The following is a 23,105-nucleotide window of genomic DNA, read 5'->3' as shown; positions in this document are numbered from 1 at the left end:
CCGGGTGGCGACGCCCGGTGGTTTCTTTTGACGTGTCCCGTGGGTTTTCCGTCGCTTTGCGTGGGAAACCCTGTCAGGTCTCGAAAACGGAGGCCAGAGGAGGGCGCGTTTCCTTCGCCCGGAGCCATGGGGTTCCGGGTATATTGTTTTGAAAGGGAATGCGATGAGCAAGCGCGAATCCGCGAAATACAAGATCGACCGCCGTCTTGGCGAAAACATCTGGGGTCGCCCGAAGTCCCCGGTCAACAAGCGTGAATATGGCCCCGGCCAGCACGGCCAGCGCCGCAAGGGCAAGCTTTCCGACTTCGGCCTGCAGCTGCGCGCCAAGCAGAAGCTGAAGGGTCACTATGGCGATGTTTCGGAAAAGCAGTTCCGCAAGGTCTATGAAGAGGCCAACCGCCGCAAGGGCGACACCTCCGAGAACCTGATCGGCCTGCTGGAGTCGCGCCTCGACGCGATCGTCTATCGCGCCAAGTTCGTGCCGACCATCTTCGCCGCCCGTCAGTTCGTCAACCACGGCCATGTCAACGTAAACGGCAAGCGCACCAACATCGGTTCGTATCGCTGCAAGCCGGGCGACGTCATCGAGGTGCGCGAGAAGTCGAAGCAGCTCGTCATGGTGCTGGAATCGGTCGCTCTCGCCGAGCGCGACGTGCCGGACTATATCGAAGCCGACCACAACAAGATGACCGCGACCTTCGCTCGCGTTCCAGGCCTGTCGGACGTTCCGTTCGCCGTGCAGATGGAACCGAACCTGGTCGTCGAATTCTACTCGCGCTGATCGGCAGCAACCAGCCGCAGCATCCAAGGCCGCCTCTCGGGGCGGCCTTTTCTTTGGCGGTCAGGTCCGCTAATCCGAGCGCCAATAGAACCATGAGGCCGGCGCAATGAACATGCTGCCAGACGTGAAATCCCTCGAGCCGATCGGCGACGAGATTGACGGCGGTTTCCACCCGCTGTTCCGCGACGTGCCGTCCTCGGTCGAATTCAACAAGCTGCGCAAGCGGCTCTTAAGGCTCACCCGCCAGGCGATCGAGGATTTCGCCATGGTGAAGCCGGGCGAACGCTGGCTGATGGCGCTCTCCGGCGGCAAGGATTCCTACGGCCTGCTCGCCATCCTGCTCGACCTCAAATGGCGCGGGCTGCTCCCCGTGGAACTGCTCGCCTGCAATCTCGACCAGGGCCAGCCGAATTTTCCAAAGCACATCCTGCCCGATTATCTCAACGCCAACGGGATCGCGCACCGCATCGAATACCAGGACACCTACTCGGTGGTGACCGACAAGCTTCCGGAGGGCAGCACCTATTGCTCGCTCTGCTCGCGGCTGCGGCGCGGCCATCTCTACCGGATCGCGCGCGAGGAGGGGTGTTCGGCGCTGGTGCTTGGCCATCACCGCGAGGACATCCTCGAAACCTTCTTCATGAACCTGTTCCATGGCGGACGTCTCGCCGCCATGCCGCCCAAGCTCCTCAATGACGAAGGCGACGTCATGGTGCTGCGGCCACTTGCCTATAGTGCCGAGGCCGACCTCGAGAAGTTCGCCAATGCGATGAAATTCCCGATCATCCCATGCGACCTCTGCGGCAGCCAGGAAGGGCTGCAGCGCAATGCCATGAAGGCGATGCTCGACGACATCGAGAAGCGCATGCCGGGCCGCAAGGACACGATGATCCGCGCCATGACCAATGTAAGGCCTTCGCACCTGTTGGACAGGAAGCTGTTCGACTTCGCGGGGCTCGCCACGAACACGGGGCAAGACATTTCCGATGACATTTGACGACCGCGCGATCGACTGGCTGGCCGACCTTCTTGCCGATGCAGCCAGGGTTGAAATCATGCCGCGCTTCCGCCGGCTGGGCGAGGGCGACGTCCGCCAGAAGACGTCCGCCGCCGACCTCGTCACCGAGGCGGATGTCAATGCCGAACGGCTGATCACTGCCCGGCTGCTCGAGCGCTATCCCGACGCCATGGTGGTCGGCGAGGAAGCCTGTTCCGACAATCCGGCGCTGCTGTCGGGCCTTGGTGATGCCGCGCTTGCCTTCGTCATCGATCCGGTCGACGGCACTTTCAACTTCGCGTCCGGCGTGCCGCTGTTCGGCGTCATGGCGGGCGTCGTCGTCAACGGCGAGACCATCGCCGGTATCATTTATGACCCGATCGGCAAGGACTGGCTGATCGGCGCCAAGGGCGCCGGCAGCCATATCCGCCATGCACATGGCGCGCTGGAGAAGGTACAAGTCGCGGCGCCGGTGCCGATGTCGCAGATGACCGGCGCCGTTTCCTGGCAGTTTCTCCAGGAGCCTGAACGCTCGCGGCTTGCCCGCAACCAGACCAAGACGCTGTCGCAATTCGCCTATCGCTGCGCGGCCCATGAATACCGGCTTCTAGCCAGCGGCCACGCCCATTTCGTGCTCTACAACAAGCTGATGCCCTGGGATCATCTGGCGGGCGCGCTGATCCATCAGGAAGCCGGCGGCTATGTCGCGCGCGTCGACGGCAGCGCCTACCTGCCCTCGCATGTCGACGGCGGCCTTCTGGTCGCGCCCGACAAGCAGAGCTGGGACGAGTTGCGCCGCGAGCTCTGGGCCGAGTAGAATCTGCGCCCGGCCGGCGATCTGCCGGCCAGAGAGCAATTAGAGCAATTCCAGGAAAAGTGTGAGCGGTTTTCCGTCCGGAATTGCGTAAAAAACGAGGAGATAGGAGCATTTCACCGTTTCCGTGAAACGGTGAAATGGTCTAATGCAGATCGGTGACGTGCCCCGAAACGGGGGGATTGTGGGGCTGGAACATCCTGCCCCGCTCGGCGATCAGGATCATCAGCAAAGCCGCGACCGAAACGCTGCAGAAGCCCGCGGCCAGAGGCGTCACCGTACCGTTATAGGCCTGGCCGATCGCCGCGCCGATGAGGGCGCCGAGAAAAGTCTGCATGAAACCAAGAATGGATGCCGCCGTGCCGGCGAGTTCGCCGAGCGGCTCCATGGCCAAGGCGTTGAAATTTGCGCCCAGTCCGCCGAATGGCAGCATCGCGCCGGCGAAGAAGGTGATGAAGAGCCAGAGCGGCATCTGCATCTCCAGCGAGACCACCAGCCAGGCAAGGCTGATGCACAGGAAGATAAGCAGCGCGCCTTGCGACAGGCGGCGCATGCCGATCTGTCCGACCAACCGCGAGTTGAGATAGTTGGAGAAGGCAAGCACGCCGGCGACGCCGGCAAAGATCAGCGGGAACAATTCACCGACGTGAAAGATGTCGATGTAGATCTGCTGCGCCGAACTGATGAAGCCGAACATGGCGGCGAAGATGAAGGTGCTGGCAAAGGCGTAGCAAAGCGTGAGCCGATTGGTGAGCACGATGCGGAAGCCGCCGAGCACGGATCCTGCCGTGAGCTGGCGGCGATATTCGGGATGCAGCGTCTCAGGCAGGCGCAGCAAAGCCCAGGTCGAAACGATCAGCGCGCCGATAGCCATGGTCACGAAAATCCAGTGCCAGCTGGCGAACAGCATGACGAACTGGCCGATGCCGGGCGCGATGACCGGGATGGCCATGAACACCATGAAGATCAGCGACATCACCTCGGCCATACGCCGGCCTTCGAACGTGTCGCGCACGATCGAGACCGCGATGACGCGGGTTGCGGCCGCGCCGATGCCCTGGACGAGGCGCCAGGTCAGTAACAGGGCGAAACTGGGCGCTATGGCGGCGGCGGCCGCGGCTACGACATAGACGACCAGGCCAAAGACCAGGGGCGCGCGGCGCCCGAAGCGATCCGAAATAGGCCCGAACAAAAGCTGTCCGCCGCCGAAGCCGAGCATATAGGCGGTGATGACATATTGGCGGTGGTTCTCGCTCTCGACTCCGAGCGAGGCGCCGATCTGCTGCAGTGCCGGCAGCATGATGTCGATGGCCAAGGAGTTGAGCGCCATGAGCGCCGCGCAGAGCGCGATGAATTCCCAGCGCGGAATGGGCAAGCTGCTTGCCCGTTGCGACGCTTCTACCTGCTTGTCCACGGCAAAGTCCGATCTTTCAAACGAACAAGCGCCGGCTGGCCGGCGCACTGGTTCGTCTCATCCCCGATGTTCGGGGTTCATGAATTGCCGAGGTGGGGGCAGCCCCGGGCGATGCTTGCCGGCCGGAAGGGTCAGCCTCCGCGCCGGCGAGCAAGAATTGGATCAGGCGGCGCCTTTGACGCTGACGCCCTTTTCGATCAGGAAATCCTGCAACTCGCCGGCCTGGAACATCTCGCGCACGATGTCGCAACCGCCGACGAATTCGCCCTTCACATAGAGCTGCGGGATGGTCGGCCAGTTCGAATAGTCCTTGATGCCCTGCCGCAGTTCGGCCGAGTCGAGCACGTTGACGCCTTTGTAGTCGGCCCCGATGTAGTCGAGGATCTGCACCACCTGGCCGGAGAACCCGCATTGCGGGAAGCCGGGCGTGCCCTTCATGAAGAGCACGACGTCGTTGCTCTTCACTTCATTGTCGATGTAGTCGCTGATGCCGGTCATGGACAATCCTTTCACGCCTGTGGGAGTCAGGCTCGAAGCATGTCCTTCAAATAAACCCACAGGGTGGCTGAAACAAGACGTTAGCCGCGACGCTACTTGAATGGCGCAAAGCTTTGGTCCGCCATTGGGCCAATTCGGGCCGGTAGGCCGGACAAATCCCTCCCAGTGACCCCCCCGGTTTCCGGATGCGCATTCGCCAAAATATAGCTATAGCTAAATCTTGAAGCATGCGCTATTCTTCCTGGCGCGTGGAGGAAGCGGACATGCGCGAAGCGAAATCCTTGCTGGAACACAAGCTCGATCGAAGGCTGCTTCTGGCCGGCGGCTTGGCGGCAGGCGGCACTGCGGTGGTGGCGAGCGCGGCGCGCGGGCAGGGTGGCCACGAGGGTCACGGAACATCGGCGGCGGCCGAACCGCAGCCGGCGCACCTGTCCGCGCATGGGGCGATGATCACGGTCGGCGAGGTCGACGACAGCCGCAACGGTTTCGATCCCGCGAAGCTGCTCGGCGATTGGGAGACCGGAACGGTGTCGATGCTGCCGGATGGGCGAACGCTCCGCACCTTCGAGGTCACGGCCGAGGACAAGGAGATCGAGATCGCGCCCGGCATCCTGTTCCCGGCGTGGACCTATAATGGCCGCGTGCCGGGGCCGTCGCTGCGGGCGACCGAAGACGATCGCTTGAAAATCGTCTTCCGCAACAACGGCTCGCATCCGCATTCCATGCATTTCCACGGCATTCATGCAGCACGGATGGACGGCGTTCCCGGCGCCGGCCTGATCGGGCCAGGCGAGGAGTTCGTCTACGAGTTCGACGCCAGGCCGTTCGGCTGCCATCTCTATCATTGCCACGCACTGCCGCTGAAGCGGCACATCCAGAAGGGTATGTACGGCGCCTTCGTGGTCGATCCCGACCCCGCCCGGCATCCGGAGCACGAGGCGGTCGCCCGCTCGCGCCTGCTCGGCACGCCCGAGAATGCCGGCTGGCAGGAATTCGTGATGGTGATGAACGCCTTCGACACCAATTTCGACAACGAGAACGAAGTCTATGCCGTCAACACCGTCGCCCATGCCTACGCGAAGAAGCCGATACGGGTGCTGAGGCACAAGCCTGTCCGGATCTATCTCGTCAACCTGGTCGAGTTCGACCCAATCAACTCCTTCCATCTGCATGCCAATTTCTTCGACTACTACAATCAGGGCACTACCCTTACCCCGACACTGAAGACCGTCGACCTGATCACGCAATGCCAGGCCGAGCGCGGTATCCTGGAATTCCATTTCAAGGAGCACGAACCCGGGCTCTACATGTTCCATCCGCACCAGTCCGAATTCACCGAACTCGGGTGGTCGGGCATGTTCGACGTCGTGGAGACCGTGTCTTGACCGATGTCGGCCAGACCTCGCGGGATACACAGGCCGGCCGGCCGCGCTGGGCCTCTCTGCTCTGGATCGGACTGCCGCTCGCCGTGCTGGGGCTCGCGGTCGCATGGATGGTTTCTTCCGACCCGCTGTCGGGCTTTCGCAACGGCGCGCCGCCGGTCGAGAACCTCACCTTCGAGCGGACGATACTTGGCAATGACGGCATTCGAATCCTCGTGCGGGCCGGCGGGTCGGAACCGATGACGATCGCGCAGGTCCAGGTCGACGACGCCTACTGGCAATTCACGCAAGATCCGCCGGGGCCGATCGCGCGCGGCGCTACGGCGTGGATCGCGCTGCCATACCCTTGGGTGCTGGGGGAGGCGCATGCGGTCAACGTCGTGACCAGCACCGGGACGACGTTCGGCCATGAGATCGCCGTCGCAGTGCCGACGCCGACGCGCGATTCGCCGAGCTTCGCCGGGCAGGCGGTGCTCGGCGCCTTCGTCGGCATCCTGCCCGTGGCGATCGGCCTGATGTTCTATCCGGCGCTTCGCGGAATCGGGCGCGGCGGCATGGATTTCCTCCTGTCGATGACCGTCGGTCTCCTCGCCTTCCTTTTCGTCGACACGCTCGAGGACGCGTTCGAACTGGCCGGCAAAGCAGCCGCCCTGTTCCAGGGGCCGACCCTGATCATGCTCGCAGCAACCGCCAGCTTCCTCCTGCTCCTGGCGGCGGGCCGGCGCGGCGGAACCCCGACCGGTCTGGCGCTCTCCACCTTTATTGCACTCGGCATCGGCCTGCACAATCTCGGGGAGGGGCTCGCGATCGGCGCAGCCTTCGCCTCGGGTGCGGCCGGCCTCGGCACTTTCCTGGTTCTCGGCTTTACCTTGCACAACATCACCGAAGGCATCGGCATCGCCGCCCCGATCCTGAAGCAGCGACCGCCGCTCAGCGCTTTCGTCGCACTGACGCTGCTTGCGGGCGGGCCCGCCGTCGTCGGTCTATGGATCGGCAGCCTCGCCTATGCGCCGCAATGGTCGGCGCTGGCGCTGGCGGTAGGCGCCGGGGCGATCCTGCAAGTGATCGTCGAAATGGTTTCGCTGCAGCTTCGCCAGCGCACCGATGGCTCGCGCGCCTTGCTTGCACCGCCCGCAATGGCCGGGCTGGCAGCCGGCGTCGGCTTCATGTACCTGACGGCGATGCTGGTCAAGATTTGACCGCGGCCGCGTCAAGGCTCAGTCCGGGACGCTGGTCTGCAGTGCCAGCGCGTGCAGAACGCCGCCCATCTTGCCCTTCAGCGCGTCATAGACCATCTGGTGCTGCTGGACACGGCTTTTGCCGCGAAAACTCTCGGCCACCACTTCCGCCGCATAATGGTCGCCATCGCCCGCCAGGTCGCGGATCGTCACCTTGGCGTCCGGAATGCCTTCCTTGATCAGTTTTTCAATGTCGTGAGCATCCATTGCCATGGCAAAATCCTGTTCCAAGCGCGCAGGCTGTGTATGTGACTCGGCGTGAGCCTAAAGCCTTTCCGGCCCGGATTGAAGCCGTTCCGTCGGGTGATGAAGCCTAGGGGTTCTCCTGGCTGGGATGAACCACGCCGTCTTCGGTGATGTCATCGCGCGTCGAATAGGCGCGGCCGAGGCTGAAAACCAGCACGTAAAGAGGGATGTTGATCACCAGGCTGACGACGGGAAGATAGCTCGTCATCCGCCATGCGTTTGAGAAAAAGGCCTGACCGTAGCCGTCGCAGATCAAGGACGAGCCATAATCCGAAACCGCCCCGGCCACCCACCGCGGCGGCGAAGAGCTTGATGCAGGTCGCAATGAGTGGTGCCCGCGCCGGCTCCGGAGAAAGCCTGTTCCAGAGCACCAGGCAAACGATCGGAACCGCGTAGATCAATGTCTGCACGACGAGCATCGGCAGCGTGCCGTTGGCCGCCGCAAGGAACTCGGCGCGGGTTTCCAGACGCGGACAGACCTCGCTCGAGGTCGTCGACAGCAGCAGAAAGACGAACGGGCCGAGGAACCAGAAAAAGAACAGCGATGGCCAGAAGACGGCTGCAAGCAGCGCCCTGGCGGTTAAATCATGTCGCATAAGAAAGGATTTAGCGACATGATTTAAGTCTTTTGTCGTAAGCATATCTTTTTCCCGAAACCGCTGCACACTTTCGGGAGACATGCTTCTGGTCAACTGGCCTGGTCCATGAAGCGCGGGAACCAGCCCTCATGGGCGGCGGTCAATTCGCTGACCGGGATCGGCCGTGCGTCACCCAGCTTCAATTCATGCCCGCCGGTGGTGCCGATCCAGGGTGCGAAGATGCCGAGCTTGCCCTGTTCCTCGCGGATCCTGTCCCATTCGCCGCTCTGCGGGTCGATCGACAGCGTGAGCAGATAGCGGCCCTGGTCCTCGCCGAACCAGACCGGGATCGGGTCGGTGCCGGTGAGCCCTGGAATGGTGGCGCCGATGCCGGAGGCCATCGCCATTTCAGCCAGCGCCACGGCAAGGCCGCCGTCGGAAACGTCATGAGCGGCGGTCACGATGCCGGAAGCAATCAGCGCGCGCACATGGTCGCCGACGCGCTTCTCATGCGCGAGATCGACCGGCGGCGGCGGACCGTCGGTGCGGCCGTGGATGTCGCGCATGTAGATCGACTGGCCGAGATGGCTGCCCCAGCTCGGCGGCGCGCCGACCAGCACGATCATCTGGCCCTCGGCGGCAAAGCCGACGCGCGCCATTTTCGACCAGTCGGCGATCAGCCCGACGCCGCCGATGGTCGGCGTCGGCAGGATGCCGCGGCCGTTGGTCTCGTTGTAGAGCGAGACATTGCCGGAAACGATCGGGAAGCCGAGCGCGCGGCAGGCATCGCCGATGCCTTTGATGGCGCCGACGAACTGGCCCATGATCTCGGGCCGCTCCGGATTGCCGAAATTGAGGTTGTCGGTGGCGGCGAGCGGCAAGGCGCCGGTGGCGGTGAGATTGCGCCAGCATTCGGCCACGGCCTGCTTGCCGCCTTCGTAAGGATCGGCCTCGCAATAGCGCGGCGTGACGTCGGAGGAGAAGGCGAGCGCCTTGGTCGGGTGGCCTTCGACGCGCACGACGCCGGCATCGCCGCCCGGAATCTGCAGCGAATTGCCCTGGATCAGCGTGTCATACTGCTCCCACACCCAGCGGCGCGAGGAGAGGTCCGGCCCGCCGAGCATTTTCAGCAGCGCGTCGGCGACATCGGCCTTTGGCGCATTATTTGCCGCCAGCGGCGCCGGCTTTTTCGCTTCGACCCAGGGGCGGTCATATTCCGGCGCCTGGTCCCCAAGTTCCTTGATCGGCAAATTGGCGACCTCGTCGCCCTGGTGGATGACGCGGAAGCGCAGATCGTCGGTGGTCTTGCCGACGATGGCGAAGTCGAGGCCCCATTTGCGGAAGATCGCCTCGGCTTCCTGTTCCTTCTCGGGGCGCAGCACCATCAGCATGCGCTCCTGGCTTTCCGACAGCATCATCTCATAGGCGCTCATGCGCTCCTCGCGCACCGGCACCTTGTCAAGGTCAAGCTCGATGCCGAGGTCGCCCTTGGCGCCCATCTCGACGGCCGAGCAGGTGAGGCCGGCCGCACCCATGTCCTGGATGGCGATGACGGCGCCCGACGCCATCAGCTCGAGGCAGGCTTCCAGCAGGCATTTTTCGGTGAAGGGATCGCCGACCTGCACCGTCGGGCGCTTCTCTTCGATCTTGTCGTCGAATTCGGCCGAAGCCATGGTGGCGCCGCCGACGCCGTCGCGTCCGGTCTTGGCGCCGAGATAGACGACCGGCAGGCCGACGCCCTTGGCCTGCGACAGGAAGATGGCGTCGGTCTTGGCAAGGCCCGCCGCGAAGGCGTTGACCAGGATGTTGCCGTTGTAGCGGGCATCGAAATTGACCTCGCCGCCGACGGTCGGCACGCCGAAGGAATTGCCGTAGCCGCCGACGCCGGAAACCACGCCCGCGACCAAATGCCGGGTCTTGGGATGATCCGGCGCGCCGAAGCGCAACGCGTTCATGGCCGCCACCGGCCGCGCGCCCATGGTGAAGACGTCGCGCAGGATGCCGCCGACGCCGGTCGCGGCACCCTGATAAGGTTCGATGTAGGAGGGGTGGTTGTGGCTCTCCATCTTGAAGACGACGCAGTCGCCGTCGCCGATGTCGACCACGCCGGCATTCTCGCCCGGACCCTGGATGACCTGCGGGCCGCTGGTCGGCAGCGTGCGCAGCCATTTCTTGGAGGATTTGTAGGAGCAGTGCTCGTTCCACATCGCCGAGAAGATGCCGAGCTCGGTGAAGCTTGGCTCGCGGCCGACCAGATCGAGGATGCGCTGGTATTCGTCGGGCTTGAGCCCATGCGCGGCGACGAGCTCGGGGGTGATCGGCACGGAATTGGAAATGGTCATGAGCGGCGATTTTTGTCCGTGGGAGAGGGGCGTTTCTTTGAGTCTCCTCTTATCGCAAGCTTTCGCGCGATACACCCCCACCAGATAGGGAAAATGCCGGAAAACCGCCACTGCCGGCGATGCTCCGAGGCTTGCCGGCTTGATCAGGAAAAACTGTCGTAGCCGGCGCGGCCTTCGTCGAGCAGACGACGGATGACCGCCACGCCGCCGGCGACATCCTTGCTTTGCCGCGGTTGCGACACGCCAAAGCGCACGCCGTGAAAGACCTGCTCGGAGCGGCCGGCCTTGAACTCGTCCTCGTCGTCGATGAGCACGCCTTGCGCGAGGCAGGCGTTCTTGAAGGTGCCGGACAGCCATGGGTCCGGCAAGGTAAGCCAAACGAAGGGCACGTTGTCCCGCGCCTTGAAGTCGAACCCCGCCAGCATGTCACGCACGATGGCAAGGCGCGCCTGGATTTCGGCAATGCAGCGCTTGCGGATTTCGTCCGCCTGGCCCGATATCACCAGCCGCGTGCCGACCTCGGCCAGAAGGAAGGGCAGGCCGCCGGTCATCATCTTGTGGGCGACACGGATGCGGTGGCGATAGGCCGGCGGGCAGGAAAGCCAGCCGCCGCGCACGCCGGCCGCGACCGACTTCGACAGACCGCCGGCGACGATCGTGCGCTCGGGCGCATATTCGGCCAGCAGCGGTGTCGGGTCGTCGGTGAGCTCGCCGTAAAGGTCATCTTCGATGAGGGCGACATTGTACTCGCGCGCAATCTTTGCGATCGCCTGCCGCCGCTCCGCCGACAACGTCACCAAGGTCGGGTTCTTCGCGGTCGGCATCAGGAACATCACCTTTGGATGTTTCTGCGCGCAGACGCGCTCGAAATCGTCCGGATCGATGCCACCCTCGTCAGCCGAAACCAGCGCCGTGCGGCGCCCGATCAGCCCGGCGCTGCGCGCGATCTGCGAATAGGTGAGATGCTCGAAGACCACGTAGTCGCCGGGCATGGTCAGTGCCGCGATCGCCGCCATGACCGCGGCATGGGTGCCAAGCGTCGGCACGATCGAATCGGGCGAGGGGCGGAAGGCATTGCGCGCCAGCCAGCGGCTCCCCGCCTCGTACCAGCGCTCGGGAAAATCCCGCGTATAGCTCGAAATGTCGTGCGGATGCTCCTGCGCCGTGCGCGCCAGCATGTCGGCAATCACCGCGCCCTGGCCGACATCGGGCGCTGCGGTGCTGTCGAAGCGCAGCTTGCCGCTCGGCGCGTCGATGGGGCGCGTGCCTTGCAAGGCTGGCTCGACATCCGATTTCGGGACCTCCGTGCGCTGTCCAAGCACGTAGGTGCCGCGACCGACCTCGCCGCTCACCAGGCCGCGCTCGCGCAGCAACTGATAGGCCCGGCCGATCGTGCCGACGGTCGTGCCGATGTCATAGGCGAGGTCGCGCTGCGGCGGCAGTTTTGCACCGGCGTCGATAACGCCCTTGTCGATATCTGACTCAATGCTGTCAGCAAGACGCTGATAGAGCGGGCCGGAGCCGGAGGAAAGATCGGGGAGCCAATTTGTCATGGTGACAATTTTCTATATTGCACCGCGCGATGAGTCAATTCATATCGATCTCGCGATGGCGAGGTACAATCGGGACAAGGCAGGACAACAATGGATACAATCGAGACAATTCGCTATGCTCGCCCGGCTTTTGGCGCGCAGGCCGAGCCCTTGGCCCATCGCGGCTTCGCCGGCCGCCTGGTGGTTGTGCTCCGTTCCATCGCCAGGCAGATCGACCGCATGCTCGAGCGCCGGCGCGGCCGCCTGGCACTCATGGAGATGACGGACGATCAGTTGAAGGACATCGGCATCTCGCGCTGCGACGCCCATCGCGAAGGCATCAAGGCGTTTTGGGAGTGAGGCTTATCCCATCCGGGTTGCGGGCTTGCCCCGCAACCCGCCTGCGCCGTGATCGATCAGTACGGCAAGCACGCTCAATCCGATGAACAATGCCGTGACGCCCAGGGCCGAAACGGCGACGCTGGCCATGCCGTTCCTGGCGACGTCGAGGAACGGGTAGGGCACTTCGCCGGCGAAGGGCGCGCGTATCAGCGCGTAAGCGAGATAGGCGAGCGGATAGATCATCCACCAGGAGATATCGCGCCAGCGCGTCTTGCCATCGGCACCGGCAATGAGCCACCACAGTACGAAGATCAACGGCGTGATGTAGTGGAGCAGGATGTCGCAAAGCAGGAACAGGCCTTGCGGTTGCCAAAGGCCCGCAAGCACCGTCCTGTAGACGATGAAGACCAGCGTGATGGCCACCGCCACGCCGGACCGCAGGCGTTGCCCGGCGAAGGCCGGGAACCAGGCATAGCCGGCTGGCGAGACCAGTGCCGCATGAACCATCACCGCCGCGATGTTGGTGAGGACGGTGAAGAAGCTGAAATAGAAGACGATCGAGCCGAACAGGCTGCGTCCCGCCGCCATCGATGCCGGTATGGTGATGGCGAATTGCAGGACAAGCGCAATCAGCCCGATAACCAGTCCCGCGATCTGCAGGAACCGGCCCATCGCAGGGTCACGCGGCAGCCGCGCAGGACGGATTGCCGGCCTGCCAGCGGGCGATGTCGGCACCGATGCGCGCGCCGAGAGGCTCATTCATCAGCGGCCCGAACACGTCGACGCGGCTGGAATTGCCTTGCGCCTGCACGACCAGCAGCGGCTTGCCGCCATAGTGCTTGGCGGGCACGAGCAGGAAGCGCGGCGTGCCGCTGTAGGAATTGAGTTCGTTGGCCATCTGATAGGCCTTGAAAGCCGGATCCTTGCTGGCGATCCAGCATTTATGGGCCGCGATGGCGACCTGTTCCATGGCAAGCAGCGAGGCGCTTTTGCCTGAGTGAACGGGCGAGGTTTTGGGGCCGGACTGGCAGGAAGCCAAGGCGAGCCCGGTGGCGGCCAGGAGAGCAAGGCGAGCAATCGTCAGTCTCATGGTCAGTCCGCCCCCGCGTTCCGATAGGATATTAAAGAATCAAGCCGCGATGCCGAGGGCGCTTTCGAACAGCGCCCGTCCGTCATTGCCGCCATGCGCGGCTTCGATAAGGTTCTCGGGATGCGGCATCAGGCCGAGCACGTTGCCCTTGTCGTTGACGATGCCGGCAATGTCGTTGATCGAGCCGTTGGGATTGGTGCCCTCGGCGTAGCGGAACACCACCTGGCCTTCGCCTTCGAGCCGCGCCAGCGTCTCGGCATCGGCGAAATAATTGCCGTCGTGATGCGCCACGGGCGAGCGGATGACCTGTCCGGGCTGGTAGCGGCGGGTGAACATGGTGTTGGCGTTGGCGATCTCAAGCTTCACCTGCCGGCAGACGAATTTCAGCGAGGCGTTGCGCATCAAGGCGCCGGGCAGCAGTCCCGCCTCGACCAGGATCTGAAAACCGTTGCAGACGCCGATGACGGTCACGCCCTTGGCGGCCTTTTCGGCGACCGCCCGCATCACCGGCATGCGCGCCGCAATCGCACCGCAGCGCAGATAATCGCCGAAGGAGAAGCCGCCGGGGATGGCGATCAGGTCGACATCGGGAATTTCGGTATCGGTCTGCCAGACGGTCGCCGGCGCCTGACCGGAAATCTTGGTCAGCGCCGCGATCATGTCGCGGTCGCGGTTGAGGCCAGGCAGGAGGACGACGGCTGATTTCATTGTCAGGCGATCTCCACCGCGTAGTTCTCAATCACCGTGTTCGCCAGAAGCTTGTCGCACATGGCCTTCAGGTCGGCTTCGGCCTTGGCCTTGTCGGTTCCGGTGAGCTCGATGTCGAACACCTTGCCCTGGCGCACCTGGCCGACGCCGTCGAAACCCAGCCCGGAGAGCGCGTGCTCGATCGCCTTGCCCTGCGGGTCAAGAACGCCGTTCTTGAGGGTGACGGTGATACGGGCTTTCATCGATACTCCTGGGCAAACGGTCATTTAGGAAAAGGCCTGCCGTTATCCGGCGGCCTGGTAGTCAGTGCTTCAGGCCCTTGGGCGCCTCGGAGGAGGCCACGAGTACGGGACCCGTCGGGCGCGGCGGCTCGTTCTCGTTGATGATGCCGAGGCGGCGGGCGACTTCCTGATAGGCTTCGACCAAGCCGCCCATATCGCGGCGGAAACGGTCCTTGTCGAGCTTGTCCTGGGTCGCGACATCCCACAGCCGGCAGGAATCCGGCGAGATCTCGTCGGCGACGACGATGCGCATCATGTCGCCCTCGAACAGGCGGCCGCATTCGATCTTGAAGTCGACAAGCTGGATGCCGACGCCGAGGAACAGGCCGGAGAGGAAATCGTTGACGCGGATGGCGAGCGCCATGATGTCGTCGATTTCCTGCGGGCTGGCCCAGCCGAAGGCGGTGATGTGCTCTTCGGACACCATCGGGTCGTCGAGCGCGTCGGCCTTGTAATAGAATTCGATGATCGAGCGCGGCAGCACCGTGCCTTCCTCGATGCCGAGGCGCTTGGACAGCGAGCCGGCGGCGACGTTGCGTACGACGACCTCGAGCGGAATGATCTCGACTTCCTTGATCAATTGCTCGCGCATGTTCAGCCGGCGGATGAAGTGGGTCGGGATGCCCATGCGGTTCAAGTGGTTGAAGATGTGCTCGGAAATGCGGTTGTTGAGCACGCCCTTGCCGTCGACCACTTCATGCTTCTTCTTGTTGAATGCGGTGGCATCGTCCTTGAAAAACTGGATCAGCGTCCCCGGCTCAGGTCCCTCATAGAGGATCTTGGCCTTGCCTTCGTAAATGCGGCGGCGATTTTTCATCTGATTTTTTCTCTGGATCTGCGGGCAGGGGGCAAGCGACCGGTTCCTGTCCGTCTGCCTAAATTAGTATGGCGAAGGCGGCGTTCAATGCCGGTGTTATCGCAATCGTCTTGTTTGCTCAATCGGCAAATCCCGCGAATCAACCGCTTTCGGAACCGAAATGCCGCAGCGCAGCATGCGAGGAAGCATATTGACCGACCCGCGGCCTTTTGGTTTGTGCTTGCCCATCACACATATTCATCGCCAAGCGAATCGGATTGATCGGAGAGACGTCATGAGCAGCATGAAAGACCGCGAAGAGGGTTTTGAGCGCAAGTTCGTCTTCGACGAGGAACTTCGCTTTAAGGCCTCGGCGCGCCGCAACAAGGCGCTTGGCCTCTGGGCCGCCGAGAAGCTCGGCAAATCCGGCGCCGATGCCGAAGCCTATGCCAAGGAAGTGGTCGTCTCCGATATCGAGGAAGCGGGCGACCACGATGTCTTCCGCAAGATCCGCAAGGATTTCGATGCCGCCGGCGTCAACCAGTCCGACCACCAGATCCGCCGCACCATGGACGAATTGATGGCGCAGGCGATCGAGCACATCAAGAACAGCTGAGGCTGTGCGGGCATGGTGTCGCCGGAAAACCGCTCCACGCTTTTCGGCATCGTGCTCTATCCCTTTGTTTTTACGCAATTCCAGACGGAAGGTTACGGCGAAGTCGCCGAACCTAAACGTCACACGCTTTTCCTGGAATTGCCCTGACTGGACCAATGGACCGCCCAGCAAAACCGGGCGGTTTTTCTTTGCCTTCACACTGTTTCCGGCCGAAACTGCGGATTATTAACAAGGAAATTCCGATGTCGCTCAAATCCCGCCTGGCCGCCGACGAAACGCTTTTCACCGCGTGGTCGGGCGTGCCGGACGCGCTGACGGTCGAGATCATCGCCAAGCAGGGTTTCGATGCTGTCACCCTGGACATGCAGCATGGCGGCCATCACGAGGACAGCGTGCTGCGCGGACTGGTGCCGGTGCTGGCCGCCAACAAGCCGGCGCTGGTGCGTATTCCGGTCGGGCGCTTCGACATGGCGAGCCGCGCGCTCGATTTCGGCGCCGAGGCGGTGATCGCGCCGATGGTGAATTCCGTAGCCGATGCAAGGCAGTTCGCCGCCGCGATGAAATATCCGCCGCTGGGCGAGCGCTCCTGGGGCCCGACCTACGCTTTTCCGCGTCACGGCAAGGGCGATCATGCCGAATGGCTGCGCGATACGAACCAGCGCACCATGGCTTTCGCGATGGTCGAAACGCGGGCGGCCCTCGAGGCGCTGGACGGTATTCTGGATACGCCCGGCATCGACGGCATCTTTGTCGGCCCGTCCGATTTCTCGATCGCCTGGTCGAACGGCGCCACCGTCAGTTCGACGCTGGAAAGCATGATGGACACGGTCGCGTCGATCGCCGAGCGGACGCGCAAGGCAGGCAAACATGCCGCGATCTATGTCATCGAACCGGCGATTGCCGGGCGCGTCGTGTCGATGGGCTTCCGGCTGCTCGCCATGGGCTCGGACCACACGCTGATTTCGCTCGGCGCAAAGACGCTGCTGAAGAGCATGCGGGATTCGATCGGTTCCTGAGGCGTATTGATATTCAGGTGAGACCGGCCTGCAAATGCCGGCTTCCTGCGCTTCCGGTGCTCACGTACTGAAGTACGCTCCGCTGCGGTTCTCAGAAGCCACCATTTTGGTCGCTTCGCGCCCGTCCTCGACTCCGGCTCGGCCTGACCTGAATCTCAACACACCTTAGGTCGTCTCAGGGTTCTTTCAACTCCGTCAGGAATTTGGCGAAAGTCATCGAACCCTCGGGCCAGGGACCGAAGCCGGCGTCGTGGTTGAGGTGACCGGCCTCGCCGGCATCGATGAACAGCGATCCCCAGGCGGCGGCGATATCCTCGGCGACCTCGAAGGCGCAGAACGGATCGTTGCGGCTGGCGATCACGATTGACGGAAAGGGCAGAGGATCGCGCGAATAAGGGCCGAAAGTCATCAGATGCCTCGGCCTGATTTCCGGATTGGAGACGTCCGGCGGCGCGACGAAGAAGGCGCCCGCGACCGGCTTTCTGAATTGCGGGATGGCCTGCACCGCCGCCGCGACGCCAAGCGAATGCGCAACGAGAACCACCGGCCGCTCGGCCTCGTTGACGGCGTTCGCCACACTCGCCGTCCAGTCCTCGCGCACGGGCTTCGTCCACTCCGCCTGCTCGACCCGGCGCGCCGTCGACAGTTTCGACTGCCAGCGGGTCTGCCAGTGCTCGGGGCCGGAATTGGTGTAGCCCGGCACGATCAGGATATCTGCGTCTTTGACTTTCATGGCGCCGATGTAGCGAGCGGCCTTCTCGCCTGCAACCCTGTCGCCAATATCGGTGTGATCACAATTGTGAACAACCTGTTCGATTCTTGCTGCCTTGTGTGAACGATCGCAATCGACGATTTGAAGAGGGAACAAGGAACAAGAGCTGGCGGCCCTGGAATCCCATTTCGGGAATGGATGCCGCCGGAACGGAGAGTTTGATGAGCGAACTGCCTTTTGCCGCGACCACCCCGGTCAGCGTGTCGCGCGTCGGGTTGAAGGCGCGCGACGCCGAGAGCCTGGCCTCTTATTACCGCGCCGTCGTCGGCCTGCAGGAGTTGAGCCGCGCCGACGGCGCGATCACGCTTGGTGCTGCCAATCGCCCGCTGCTGGTGCTTGAGCAGGATGCTTCGGCCAAGCCGGACGATCCGCGTAGCGCCGGACTTTTCCACACCGCTTTCCTCCTGCCGTCGCGCGCCGATCTTGGCCGCTGGATCAGCCACGCCGCCGCCAACCGCATCGGCATCGAGGGCGCGTCCGACCATCTGGTCAGCGAGGCGCTCTATCTGACCGACCCGGAGGGCAACGGCATCGAGATCTATGCCGACCGTCGTCCGCAGGACTGGAAATGGAATGGTGACAAGATCGCCATGGCGACCGAGAGGCTGAACCTGCCGGCGGTGGTGGGCAGCGTGCCGGCGGGCGATGCCGGCTGGCAGGGCGCGCCGGAAAACACCATTATCGGCCATGTGCATCTGCGCGTCGGCCGGCCGGAAGATGCCGAAGCGTGGTGGCATGAGGCGTTCGGCTTCGACACCGTCGCCAAATATGGCAGCCAGGCGGTGTTCCTGTCGTCCGGCCATTACCACCATCATATAGGGGCCAATGCCTGGCAGAGCGCTGGCGCCGGCCGCCGCGATTCGTCCCGCTCCGGCCTTGCCTGGGTCGAGATGCGCTCGGACAATGCGAAGGCCGAGACAAACCGCGAGGATCCCTGGGGCACGGTGATCAGGACTGTGCCTGGGAAGGCTTGAGCAGTCGCGCCAAGCGATCAGCGCCGAAGTCGGCGCTGCCGCTCATCCGCCCTTCGGGCAACTTCTCCCCGTAAACGGGCGTGAACGGGGAGAAAGACTGATCAAGCTTCCCCAAACACCCGCTTGAAGATCGTGTCGACATGCTTGGTGTGGTAGCCGAGGTCGAATTTCTCGCGGATATCGGCTTCGGAAAGGGCTGCGGTGACGTCCTTGTCGGCCAGCAGTTCCTCGAGGAAATCGGCGCCGTGCTCCCAGACTTTCATGGCGTCGCGCTGCACCAGCCGATAGGCATCCTCGCGTGACAGGCCGGCCTGCGTCAGCGCCAGGAGCACACGTTGCGAATGCACCAGCCCGCGGAACTTGTTGAGGTTCTTCTCCATGTTCTCGGGATAGACGAGCAGCTTGTCGACGACGCCGGTCAGGCGCGCCAGCGCGAAATCCAGCGTCACCGTCGCGTCCGGCCCGATCATACGCTCGACCGAGGAATGCGAAATGTCGCGTTCATGCCAGAGCGCCACGTCTTCCATGGCCGGCAGCGCCATCGATCGCACCAGCCGGGCAAGGCCGGTGAGGTTTTCGGTCAGCACCGGGTTGCGCTTGTGCGGCATCGCCGACGAGCCTTTCTGGCCCGGCGAGAAATATTCTTCCGCTTCCAGCACTTCGGTGCGCTGCAGATGGCGGATCTCGACGGCGAGGCGTTCGACAGACGAGGCGATGACACCAAGCGTGGCGAAGAACATGGCATGCCGGTCGCGCGGAATCACCTGGGTCGACACCGGCTCCGGCTTCAACCCGAGCTTTGCCGCAACATGCTCTTCGACGTAAGGCTCGATGTTGGCGAAGGTGCCGACCGCGCCGGAGATGGCGCAGGTCGCTACATCCTCCCGCGCGTGCACCAGACGCTCGCGACAGCGCGAGAACTCGGCATAAGCCTGCGCCAGCTTGACGCCGAAGGTGGTCGGCTCGGCATGGATGCCGTGGCTGCGGCCGATGGTGACGGTGTCCTTGTGCTCGAAGGCGCGGCGCTTTAGCGCGGCAAGCAGGGCGTCGATGTCGGCAAGCAGGATGTCACTGGCGCGCGTCAGCTGCACAGCAAGACAGGTGTCGAGCACGTCCGACGAGGTCATGCCTTGGTGGATGAAGCGGGCATCCGGTCCGACGAACTCCGCGAGATGGGTGAGGAAAGCGATGACGTCATGCTTGGTGACGCGTTCGATCTCGTCGATCTTGGCGACATCGAATTTGGCGGCGCCGCCTTTTTCCCAGATGGTCCTTGCCGCTTCCTTCGGGATGACTCCCAACTCCGCCAGCGCATCGCAGGCATGCGCCTCGATCTCGAACCAGATGCGGAAGCGGGTTTCGGGCGACCAGATGGCGACCATTTCCGGCCGGGAATAGCGAGGGATCATCCGTTTTCTAAGTCCTGCCTGGGAGAAGCGTCGGGCGCGTCCTAACAGAGGCTGGCCCGATGCTCAACGCCGCTGCCGCGCAAACCAGATGCTGACCGCGACAAGTGCCGCAAAACCCGCCGGAAAATAGAGCCGCACGCCAAGCGCGAGAAACTGGTAGACCGCGGTCAGCAGCGTGAAGGCGAACTCGAACGCCCAGGTCAGCGTCAATGCAGGCGCATGCCACTCGGCGTAATAGGAGCGGTATTGCAGCGCGAAGAGGCCGCCGGTGAAGGCGAGTGTCGTCGCCAGGAGGGACACGAATGCCGCGGCCAACGCTGTTTCCCAATCCCGGCCGCGAGAAACAAGCCTGGCCAGCGTCAGCCCGACCGGGAAGGCGAGCATGCCGCCAAGGCCATATAGCAGCGCGACAAAGCGGATCCTGTCGGGCGTCTCCCAGGCTGCCAGCAGAAGATTTGCCAGCGCGCTGCCACCCATGGCCATGCCCCAGAGCAAGGTTCCGACAGCGGTCTCGCTTGCCGAAGGATTGCGGCACGCAGCCGGTCCGTGAGACCGTGGCGCAACGGAACTTGCTGCAACGGCGTCATAGGCGGCAAGTCCCGTCGCGCGTCGCATGGCCGGACAGGCTGGGCGTCATCAGTTTCATCGGCGTCATATCTATCACGCCATGGTGAACGAGACGTGCCGAGCGATGCATCCAATCCGGCGTTCATTTGTTATTGTCGGCCGTCTCGCATCCGAAAGGGCAGATCGCCATCCAGCGGAGGACCAGCATGAGCACCGACATCAGCAAGGTACGCGGCCATATGGAAGTGATCGGCGCCGATGGCGTTCATATCGGCACCGTCGACAAGGTCGAAGGCGACCGGATCAAGCTGACCAAGGCCGACAGCGGCATGGGCTCGCATAAAGGCCATCACCACTACATTTCGCTCGCCCTGGTCGCGGAAATCGACGGGCAAAAGGTATGGCTCTCCGCGAATTCCGATGTCGCCGTCACCTTCGAGGAAGAAAAATCCGATCCGACCTGATCGGCGCCGAGCCAATCAGCGCGACGACCAGACCGGGAACAGATCGCTGTCGGCGGGCGTCGCGGCATGGACCCCGCGGCTGATGGCGCGCGCCATGGTTGCACCGGCCGCCGCGAACAGGTCGATCGCGGCATCGGCGCCGAGCTCGATGCCGCTTCTGCCGGTCGCCAAGGCAAACACCAGGTCGCCGTCGGCCGGCGTGTGCGTCGGCCAGATGGCGCGGGCGAAGCCATCATGCGCCGAAATCGCCAGCCGTTTGGCAGCGGCTTTGGTCAGGACGGCATCCGTGGCGATGACGGCGATGGTGGTGCTGCCGGCTTCCCCATGTCCGCCGACGCGCCTGTCGCGGTATTTCAGCAGGATGTTCCTTGCGTCTTCCGGCATGGGCTCGGGATAGCCCAGGCCGCCGAACTCGTCGCCGATCTCGAAGGGGGCCGCCCAGAAGTGGCGCCCGCGGCCGACCGTCACCGAGCCGGTCGGATTGACGGCGGCGAGCGCGCCGATGGTGACGCCGCTGTCGAGCACGGTCGAGGCGGAGCCAAGGCCACCCTTCAGCCCGGAGGTCAGGGCACCGGTGCCGGCACCCGCCGTGCCGATGGCGAAATCCACCGCTGCCGCCTGTACCGCCTCATAGCCGAGCTCGCGATAGGGCGGATAGCGGCCCCAATCCTTGTCCCCGCCATTGCGCAGGTCGAACAGGATCGCGGCCGGCACGATCGGCACGCGGAAGCCGCCGACTTCGACACCGATGTCTTTCTCGCGCAGCGCCGCCTGCACGCCGGAGGCGGCGTCGAGGCCGAAGGCGGAGCCGCCGGACAGAACGACGGCATGGATCGTCGCGATCGAGTTCTGCGGCTCGAGCAGATCGGTCTCGCGCGTACCCGGCGCGCCGCCCAGCACCTGAATGCCGGCAACCGCAGGCTCGTCGCACAGCACCACCGTGACGCCGGATTTCAGCCGGGCGTCGGCGGCATTGCCGACGCGAAGGCCGTCAACGTCGGTGATGAGATTGCGCGGACCGGTGCGGAACATCAGTTGTCCTCCAGCAGCACGAAATGCGCGCCGTCGAAGCGGAAGAGGCGGAACGGGTTCTGGCTGAGATCGCCCTTGCCGTCGAAGCGGATGGTGCCGATCGCGGTCGCGAAATCGTGGCCGGTGAGCGCTTCGCCGAGCGGCTGGCCGGAGCTTTCCGCGCCGGCCAGCGCGGCGTTAGCGACCTCGACCGCGGCATAGGCCGGCAGCGTGTAGCCATCCGGCACGATCTTCTTCGCCCCGAAAGCCTGCACCACCTTGGGATCGGCGACCTCCGCCCATTCGGGCATGGCGATCATCAGAGTGCCGACGGCGTAAGGCACATCGCCCGGCGGCGTGCGCAGGTTCTCGCCGCCGGCGAAGGTTATGCCGGCATTGAGCTGGGCGGCGTCGCGACTCATGATGGCGATATCGTCGCCGTCTCCGCCGGCGAACACCTTGGTGGCGCCGGCCTTCTTCAACCGGCCGACCAGTCCGATCTGGTTGTCGAGCTGCGGCCGGAACGTGTCGACGAAGACCGGCTTCAAGGCAGCCTGCTCGGCCGCGGCGCGGAAGGTCTCGGCCATCTCGCGGCCATAGATGGTGCCGTCATCGACGATGGCGAACAGGTCGTCGCGCCAGAGCTGGGTAAGCTTGACGGCAACCGCGTTGCGCTCATCGTCGCCACGCGGGCCGAGCCGGTAGACCGGCCAGCCGGTCTTGGCGCGCCGGTCCGTCAGGCTTTCGGTGCGCACGCCAACCGTGATGACCGGGATGTTGGCATCCTTCAGGATCGGCAGCGCGGCCTCGATCGCTTCCGTGCAGAGAAAGCCCACCACGACATTGACCTTGGCGTCGACGAAGGCCTTTGCCGCCGCGGCGCCGCCATCGGCGGTGCAGGCGTCGTCCACGACCTTCATGGCGATGCCGTTTGCCTCCGCCGCCATGCCGGCGCCGGCCTCGACCTGCTTGCCGAGGATCGCCGACGGACCGGAAAGCGGCGCGGCAACGCCGACCAGCGTCTCGGCGTCGGCGCTCGCGGCCAGCGACAGCCAGAGCAGCACGGCTGATGTCGTCGTAAGAAGACGCATTCGGGCTAAGAGATCCTCCATGCCGGGAATAAAGTCCCGACACTATTCCAGGAAATGCCTAAAGGCTGGCTAAGCGCCGCGCAACACGCGAATTTGCGGATTGCAGTCAAGCACTTCGCCCCCACAGGGCAACTTGTGGTGTGCAA

General features: G+C 63.9%; 27 protein-coding genes. 11 read left to right on the top strand and 16 right to left on the bottom strand.

Annotation, left to right across the window (positions count from 1 at the left end; genetic code table 11):
* Window positions 1-163: 163 nt before the first annotated feature.
* The 3 genes from rpsD to P9273_RS10940 all read left to right on the top strand — a co-directional run bounded on the left by rpsD (window position 164) and on the right by P9273_RS10940 (window position 2,595).
* A complete protein-coding gene (gene rpsD, locus P9273_RS10950; RefSeq protein WP_040995412.1) occupies window positions 164-781 on the top strand; it encodes a 30S ribosomal protein S4 in 618 nt (205 codons plus the stop codon).
* Window positions 782-893: 112 nt separating this feature from the next.
* Window positions 894-1,778, top strand: a complete 885-nt coding sequence (ttcA, locus tag P9273_RS10945; protein ID WP_278049038.1) for a tRNA 2-thiocytidine(32) synthetase TtcA — start codon at window positions 894-896, stop codon at window positions 1,776-1,778.
* On the top strand, window positions 1,768-2,595 hold the full coding sequence (locus P9273_RS10940) for an inositol monophosphatase family protein (protein WP_278048904.1): 828 nt from the start codon (window positions 1,768-1,770) through the stop codon (window positions 2,593-2,595). The genes ttcA and P9273_RS10940 overlap by 11 nt, the downstream gene beginning before the upstream one ends.
* Window positions 2,596-2,737: 142 nt before the next feature.
* Here P9273_RS10940 and P9273_RS10935 read toward each other — a convergent pair whose 3' ends face one another.
* Together P9273_RS10935 and grxD are read right to left on the bottom strand one after the other, a co-directional pair.
* Complete coding sequence (locus tag P9273_RS10935; RefSeq protein ID WP_442920210.1) at window positions 2,738-3,961, bottom strand: multidrug effflux MFS transporter; 1,224 nt, start codon at window positions 3,959-3,961, stop codon at window positions 2,738-2,740.
* Between the two features lie 207 nt (window positions 3,962-4,168).
* Window positions 4,169-4,504 carry a Grx4 family monothiol glutaredoxin gene (gene grxD, locus P9273_RS10930; protein WP_278048902.1) on the bottom strand — a complete coding sequence of 112 codons (336 nt, stop codon included), beginning with the start codon at window positions 4,502-4,504 and terminating at the stop codon, window positions 4,169-4,171.
* 263 nt (window positions 4,505-4,767) lie between these two features.
* Here grxD and P9273_RS10925 point away from each other — a divergent pair, with 263 nt between their 5' ends.
* The gene (locus P9273_RS10925; protein WP_278048901.1) at window positions 4,768-5,889 is read left to right on the top strand and encodes a multicopper oxidase domain-containing protein; all 1,122 of its coding nucleotides are present in this window, start codon (window positions 4,768-4,770) and stop codon (window positions 5,887-5,889) included.
* The gene (locus P9273_RS10920; RefSeq protein ID WP_278048900.1) at window positions 5,886-7,085 is read left to right on the top strand and encodes a ZIP family metal transporter; all 1,200 of its coding nucleotides are present in this window, start codon (window positions 5,886-5,888) and stop codon (window positions 7,083-7,085) included. The genes P9273_RS10925 and P9273_RS10920 overlap by 4 nt, the downstream gene beginning before the upstream one ends.
* Before the next feature lie 18 nt (window positions 7,086-7,103).
* Here P9273_RS10920 and P9273_RS10915 read toward each other — a convergent pair whose 3' ends face one another.
* The 4 genes from P9273_RS10915 to P9273_RS10900 form a co-directional block, all read right to left on the bottom strand.
* Window positions 7,104-7,337, bottom strand: a complete 234-nt coding sequence (locus P9273_RS10915) for a BolA/IbaG family iron-sulfur metabolism protein (RefSeq protein WP_040995401.1) — start codon at window positions 7,335-7,337, stop codon at window positions 7,104-7,106.
* A gap of 146 nt (window positions 7,338-7,483) precedes the next feature.
* Complete coding sequence (locus P9273_RS10910) at window positions 7,484-8,011, bottom strand: hypothetical protein (protein ID WP_336619380.1); 528 nt, start codon at window positions 8,009-8,011, stop codon at window positions 7,484-7,486.
* 47 nt (window positions 8,012-8,058) lie between these two features.
* Window positions 8,059-10,290: a phosphoribosylformylglycinamidine synthase subunit PurL gene (gene purL, locus P9273_RS10905; protein WP_278048899.1), complete on the bottom strand. Its 2,232-nt coding sequence runs from the start codon at window positions 10,288-10,290 to the stop codon at window positions 8,059-8,061.
* A 143-nt stretch (window positions 10,291-10,433) separates the two neighbouring features.
* Entirely contained in the window at window positions 10,434-11,843 is a 1,410-nt protein-coding gene (locus P9273_RS10900) for an aminotransferase-like domain-containing protein (RefSeq protein WP_278048898.1), read from the bottom strand.
* Window positions 11,844-11,933: 90 nt separating this feature from the next.
* On the opposite strand from P9273_RS10900, the gene P9273_RS10895 reads away from it, so the two are divergent.
* Window positions 11,934-12,182 carry a DUF1127 domain-containing protein gene (locus tag P9273_RS10895; protein WP_278048897.1) on the top strand — a complete coding sequence of 83 codons (249 nt, stop codon included), beginning with the start codon at window positions 11,934-11,936 and terminating at the stop codon, window positions 12,180-12,182.
* A 3-nt stretch (window positions 12,183-12,185) separates the two neighbouring features.
* Here the strand turns inward: P9273_RS10895 and P9273_RS10890 are convergent, their stop codons facing one another.
* From P9273_RS10890 to purC, 5 genes are all read right to left on the bottom strand, one after another.
* Window positions 12,186-12,836, bottom strand: coding sequence for a Pr6Pr family membrane protein (locus P9273_RS10890; protein WP_278048896.1), 651 nt, complete (start codon window positions 12,834-12,836; stop codon window positions 12,186-12,188).
* A 7-nt stretch (window positions 12,837-12,843) separates the two neighbouring features.
* Entirely contained in the window at window positions 12,844-13,254 is a 411-nt protein-coding gene (locus tag P9273_RS10885; protein WP_278048895.1) for a hypothetical protein, read from the bottom strand.
* A gap of 39 nt (window positions 13,255-13,293) precedes the next feature.
* Entirely contained in the window at window positions 13,294-13,962 is a 669-nt protein-coding gene (gene purQ, locus P9273_RS10880; RefSeq protein WP_278048894.1) for a phosphoribosylformylglycinamidine synthase subunit PurQ, read from the bottom strand.
* Between the two features lie 2 nt (window positions 13,963-13,964).
* Entirely contained in the window at window positions 13,965-14,204 is a 240-nt protein-coding gene (gene purS / locus P9273_RS10875) for a phosphoribosylformylglycinamidine synthase subunit PurS (RefSeq protein WP_040995386.1), read from the bottom strand.
* Window positions 14,205-14,265: 61 nt separating this feature from the next.
* Window positions 14,266-15,060, bottom strand: a complete 795-nt coding sequence (gene purC / locus P9273_RS10870) for a phosphoribosylaminoimidazolesuccinocarboxamide synthase (protein ID WP_040995384.1) — start codon at window positions 15,058-15,060, stop codon at window positions 14,266-14,268.
* Between the two features lie 274 nt (window positions 15,061-15,334).
* Here purC and P9273_RS10865 point away from each other — a divergent pair, with 274 nt between their 5' ends.
* From P9273_RS10865 to P9273_RS10855, 3 genes are all read left to right on the top strand, one after another.
* Window positions 15,335-15,655, top strand: a complete 321-nt coding sequence (locus P9273_RS10865; protein WP_278048893.1) for a DUF1476 domain-containing protein — start codon at window positions 15,335-15,337, stop codon at window positions 15,653-15,655.
* 12 nt (window positions 15,656-15,667) lie between these two features.
* Window positions 15,668-15,802: a hypothetical protein gene (locus tag P9273_RS10860; protein WP_278048892.1), complete on the top strand. Its 135-nt coding sequence runs from the start codon at window positions 15,668-15,670 to the stop codon at window positions 15,800-15,802.
* Between the two features lie 95 nt (window positions 15,803-15,897).
* The gene (locus P9273_RS10855) at window positions 15,898-16,671 is read left to right on the top strand and encodes an HpcH/HpaI aldolase family protein (protein WP_040995380.1); all 774 of its coding nucleotides are present in this window, start codon (window positions 15,898-15,900) and stop codon (window positions 16,669-16,671) included.
* A gap of 175 nt (window positions 16,672-16,846) precedes the next feature.
* On the opposite strand, the gene P9273_RS10850 is transcribed toward P9273_RS10855, so the two are convergent.
* The gene (locus tag P9273_RS10850; RefSeq protein WP_040995268.1) at window positions 16,847-17,404 is read right to left on the bottom strand and encodes an RBBP9/YdeN family alpha/beta hydrolase; all 558 of its coding nucleotides are present in this window, start codon (window positions 17,402-17,404) and stop codon (window positions 16,847-16,849) included.
* A 200-nt stretch (window positions 17,405-17,604) separates the two neighbouring features.
* Here P9273_RS10850 and P9273_RS10845 point away from each other — a divergent pair, with 200 nt between their 5' ends.
* Complete coding sequence (locus tag P9273_RS10845; RefSeq protein WP_278048891.1) at window positions 17,605-18,417, top strand: VOC family protein; 813 nt, start codon at window positions 17,605-17,607, stop codon at window positions 18,415-18,417.
* 101 nt (window positions 18,418-18,518) lie between these two features.
* Here P9273_RS10845 and purB read toward each other — a convergent pair whose 3' ends face one another.
* Window positions 18,519-19,826, bottom strand: coding sequence for an adenylosuccinate lyase (gene purB, locus P9273_RS10840; protein WP_278048890.1), 1,308 nt, complete (start codon window positions 19,824-19,826; stop codon window positions 18,519-18,521).
* A 63-nt stretch (window positions 19,827-19,889) separates the two neighbouring features.
* Window positions 19,890-20,303 (bottom strand): hypothetical protein, encoded by a 414-nt coding sequence (locus P9273_RS10835; RefSeq protein ID WP_336619379.1) that lies wholly within the window; start codon window positions 20,301-20,303, stop codon window positions 19,890-19,892.
* Window positions 20,304-20,599: 296 nt separating this feature from the next.
* Here P9273_RS10835 and P9273_RS10830 point away from each other — a divergent pair, with 296 nt between their 5' ends.
* Window positions 20,600-20,857, top strand: coding sequence for a DUF2171 domain-containing protein (locus P9273_RS10830; RefSeq protein WP_127226121.1), 258 nt, complete (start codon window positions 20,600-20,602; stop codon window positions 20,855-20,857).
* Between the two features lie 15 nt (window positions 20,858-20,872).
* Here the strand turns inward: P9273_RS10830 and P9273_RS10825 are convergent, their stop codons facing one another.
* Together P9273_RS10825 and P9273_RS10820 are read right to left on the bottom strand one after the other, a co-directional pair.
* Window positions 20,873-21,889 carry a P1 family peptidase gene (locus tag P9273_RS10825; RefSeq protein WP_278048888.1) on the bottom strand — a complete coding sequence of 339 codons (1,017 nt, stop codon included), beginning with the start codon at window positions 21,887-21,889 and terminating at the stop codon, window positions 20,873-20,875.
* Entirely contained in the window at window positions 21,889-22,959 is a 1,071-nt protein-coding gene (locus tag P9273_RS10820; RefSeq protein WP_278048887.1) for a branched-chain amino acid ABC transporter substrate-binding protein, read from the bottom strand. The genes P9273_RS10825 and P9273_RS10820 overlap by 1 nt, the downstream gene beginning before the upstream one ends.
* Between the last annotated feature and the right edge of the window lie 146 nt (window positions 22,960-23,105).

Origin of the sequence: Mesorhizobium sp. WSM4935 (genome assembly GCF_029625735.1) — a bacterium.
GTDB lineage: Bacteria > Pseudomonadota > Alphaproteobacteria > Rhizobiales > Rhizobiaceae > Mesorhizobium.
The sequence above is the reverse complement of the archived record's forward strand: the minus strand, read 5'-3'. Positions and strand labels throughout refer to the sequence as shown.

Excerpts from the sequence above, each read along its gene's own strand:
- rpsD (WP_040995412.1), top strand. The coding sequence starts at position 164 with ATGAGCAAGCGCGAATCCGCGAAATACAAGATCGACCGCCGTCTTGGC.
- ttcA (WP_278049038.1), top strand. The coding sequence starts at position 894 with ATGCTGCCAGACGTGAAATCCCTCGAGCCGATCGGCGACGAGATTGAC.
- P9273_RS10940 (WP_278048904.1), top strand. The coding sequence starts at position 1,768 with ATGACATTTGACGACCGCGCGATCGACTGGCTGGCCGACCTTCTTGCC.
- grxD (WP_278048902.1), bottom strand. The coding sequence starts at position 4,504 with ATGACCGGCATCAGCGACTACATCGACAATGAAGTGAAGAGCAACGAC.
- P9273_RS10925 (WP_278048901.1), top strand. The coding sequence starts at position 4,768 with ATGCGCGAAGCGAAATCCTTGCTGGAACACAAGCTCGATCGAAGGCTG.
- P9273_RS10915 (WP_040995401.1), bottom strand. The coding sequence starts at position 7,337 with ATGGCAATGGATGCTCACGACATTGAAAAACTGATCAAGGAAGGCATT.
- P9273_RS10910 (WP_336619380.1), bottom strand. The coding sequence starts at position 8,011 with ATGCTTACGACAAAAGACTTAAATCATGTCGCTAAATCCTTTCTTATG.
- purL (WP_278048899.1), bottom strand. The coding sequence starts at position 10,290 with ATGACCATTTCCAATTCCGTGCCGATCACCCCCGAGCTCGTCGCCGCG.
- P9273_RS10900 (WP_278048898.1), bottom strand. The coding sequence starts at position 11,843 with ATGACAAATTGGCTCCCCGATCTTTCCTCCGGCTCCGGCCCGCTCTAT.
- P9273_RS10895 (WP_278048897.1), top strand. The coding sequence starts at position 11,934 with ATGGATACAATCGAGACAATTCGCTATGCTCGCCCGGCTTTTGGCGCG.
- P9273_RS10890 (WP_278048896.1), bottom strand. The coding sequence starts at position 12,836 with ATGGGCCGGTTCCTGCAGATCGCGGGACTGGTTATCGGGCTGATTGCG.
- P9273_RS10885 (WP_278048895.1), bottom strand. The coding sequence starts at position 13,254 with ATGAGACTGACGATTGCTCGCCTTGCTCTCCTGGCCGCCACCGGGCTC.
- purQ (WP_278048894.1), bottom strand. The coding sequence starts at position 13,962 with ATGAAATCAGCCGTCGTCCTCCTGCCTGGCCTCAACCGCGACCGCGAC.
- purS (WP_040995386.1), bottom strand. The coding sequence starts at position 14,204 with ATGAAAGCCCGTATCACCGTCACCCTCAAGAACGGCGTTCTTGACCCG.
- purC (WP_040995384.1), bottom strand. The coding sequence starts at position 15,060 with ATGAAAAATCGCCGCCGCATTTACGAAGGCAAGGCCAAGATCCTCTAT.
- P9273_RS10865 (WP_278048893.1), top strand. The coding sequence starts at position 15,335 with ATGAGCAGCATGAAAGACCGCGAAGAGGGTTTTGAGCGCAAGTTCGTC.
- P9273_RS10860 (WP_278048892.1), top strand. The coding sequence starts at position 15,668 with ATGGTGTCGCCGGAAAACCGCTCCACGCTTTTCGGCATCGTGCTCTAT.
- P9273_RS10855 (WP_040995380.1), top strand. The coding sequence starts at position 15,898 with ATGTCGCTCAAATCCCGCCTGGCCGCCGACGAAACGCTTTTCACCGCG.
- P9273_RS10850 (WP_040995268.1), bottom strand. The coding sequence starts at position 17,404 with ATGAAAGTCAAAGACGCAGATATCCTGATCGTGCCGGGCTACACCAAT.
- P9273_RS10845 (WP_278048891.1), top strand. The coding sequence starts at position 17,605 with ATGAGCGAACTGCCTTTTGCCGCGACCACCCCGGTCAGCGTGTCGCGC.
- purB (WP_278048890.1), bottom strand. The coding sequence starts at position 19,826 with ATGATCCCTCGCTATTCCCGGCCGGAAATGGTCGCCATCTGGTCGCCC.
- P9273_RS10835 (WP_336619379.1), bottom strand. The coding sequence starts at position 20,303 with ATGGGTGGCAGCGCGCTGGCAAATCTTCTGCTGGCAGCCTGGGAGACG.
- P9273_RS10830 (WP_127226121.1), top strand. The coding sequence starts at position 20,600 with ATGAGCACCGACATCAGCAAGGTACGCGGCCATATGGAAGTGATCGGC.
- P9273_RS10825 (WP_278048888.1), bottom strand. The coding sequence starts at position 21,889 with ATGTTCCGCACCGGTCCGCGCAATCTCATCACCGACGTTGACGGCCTT.
- P9273_RS10820 (WP_278048887.1), bottom strand. The coding sequence starts at position 22,959 with ATGCGTCTTCTTACGACGACATCAGCCGTGCTGCTCTGGCTGTCGCTG.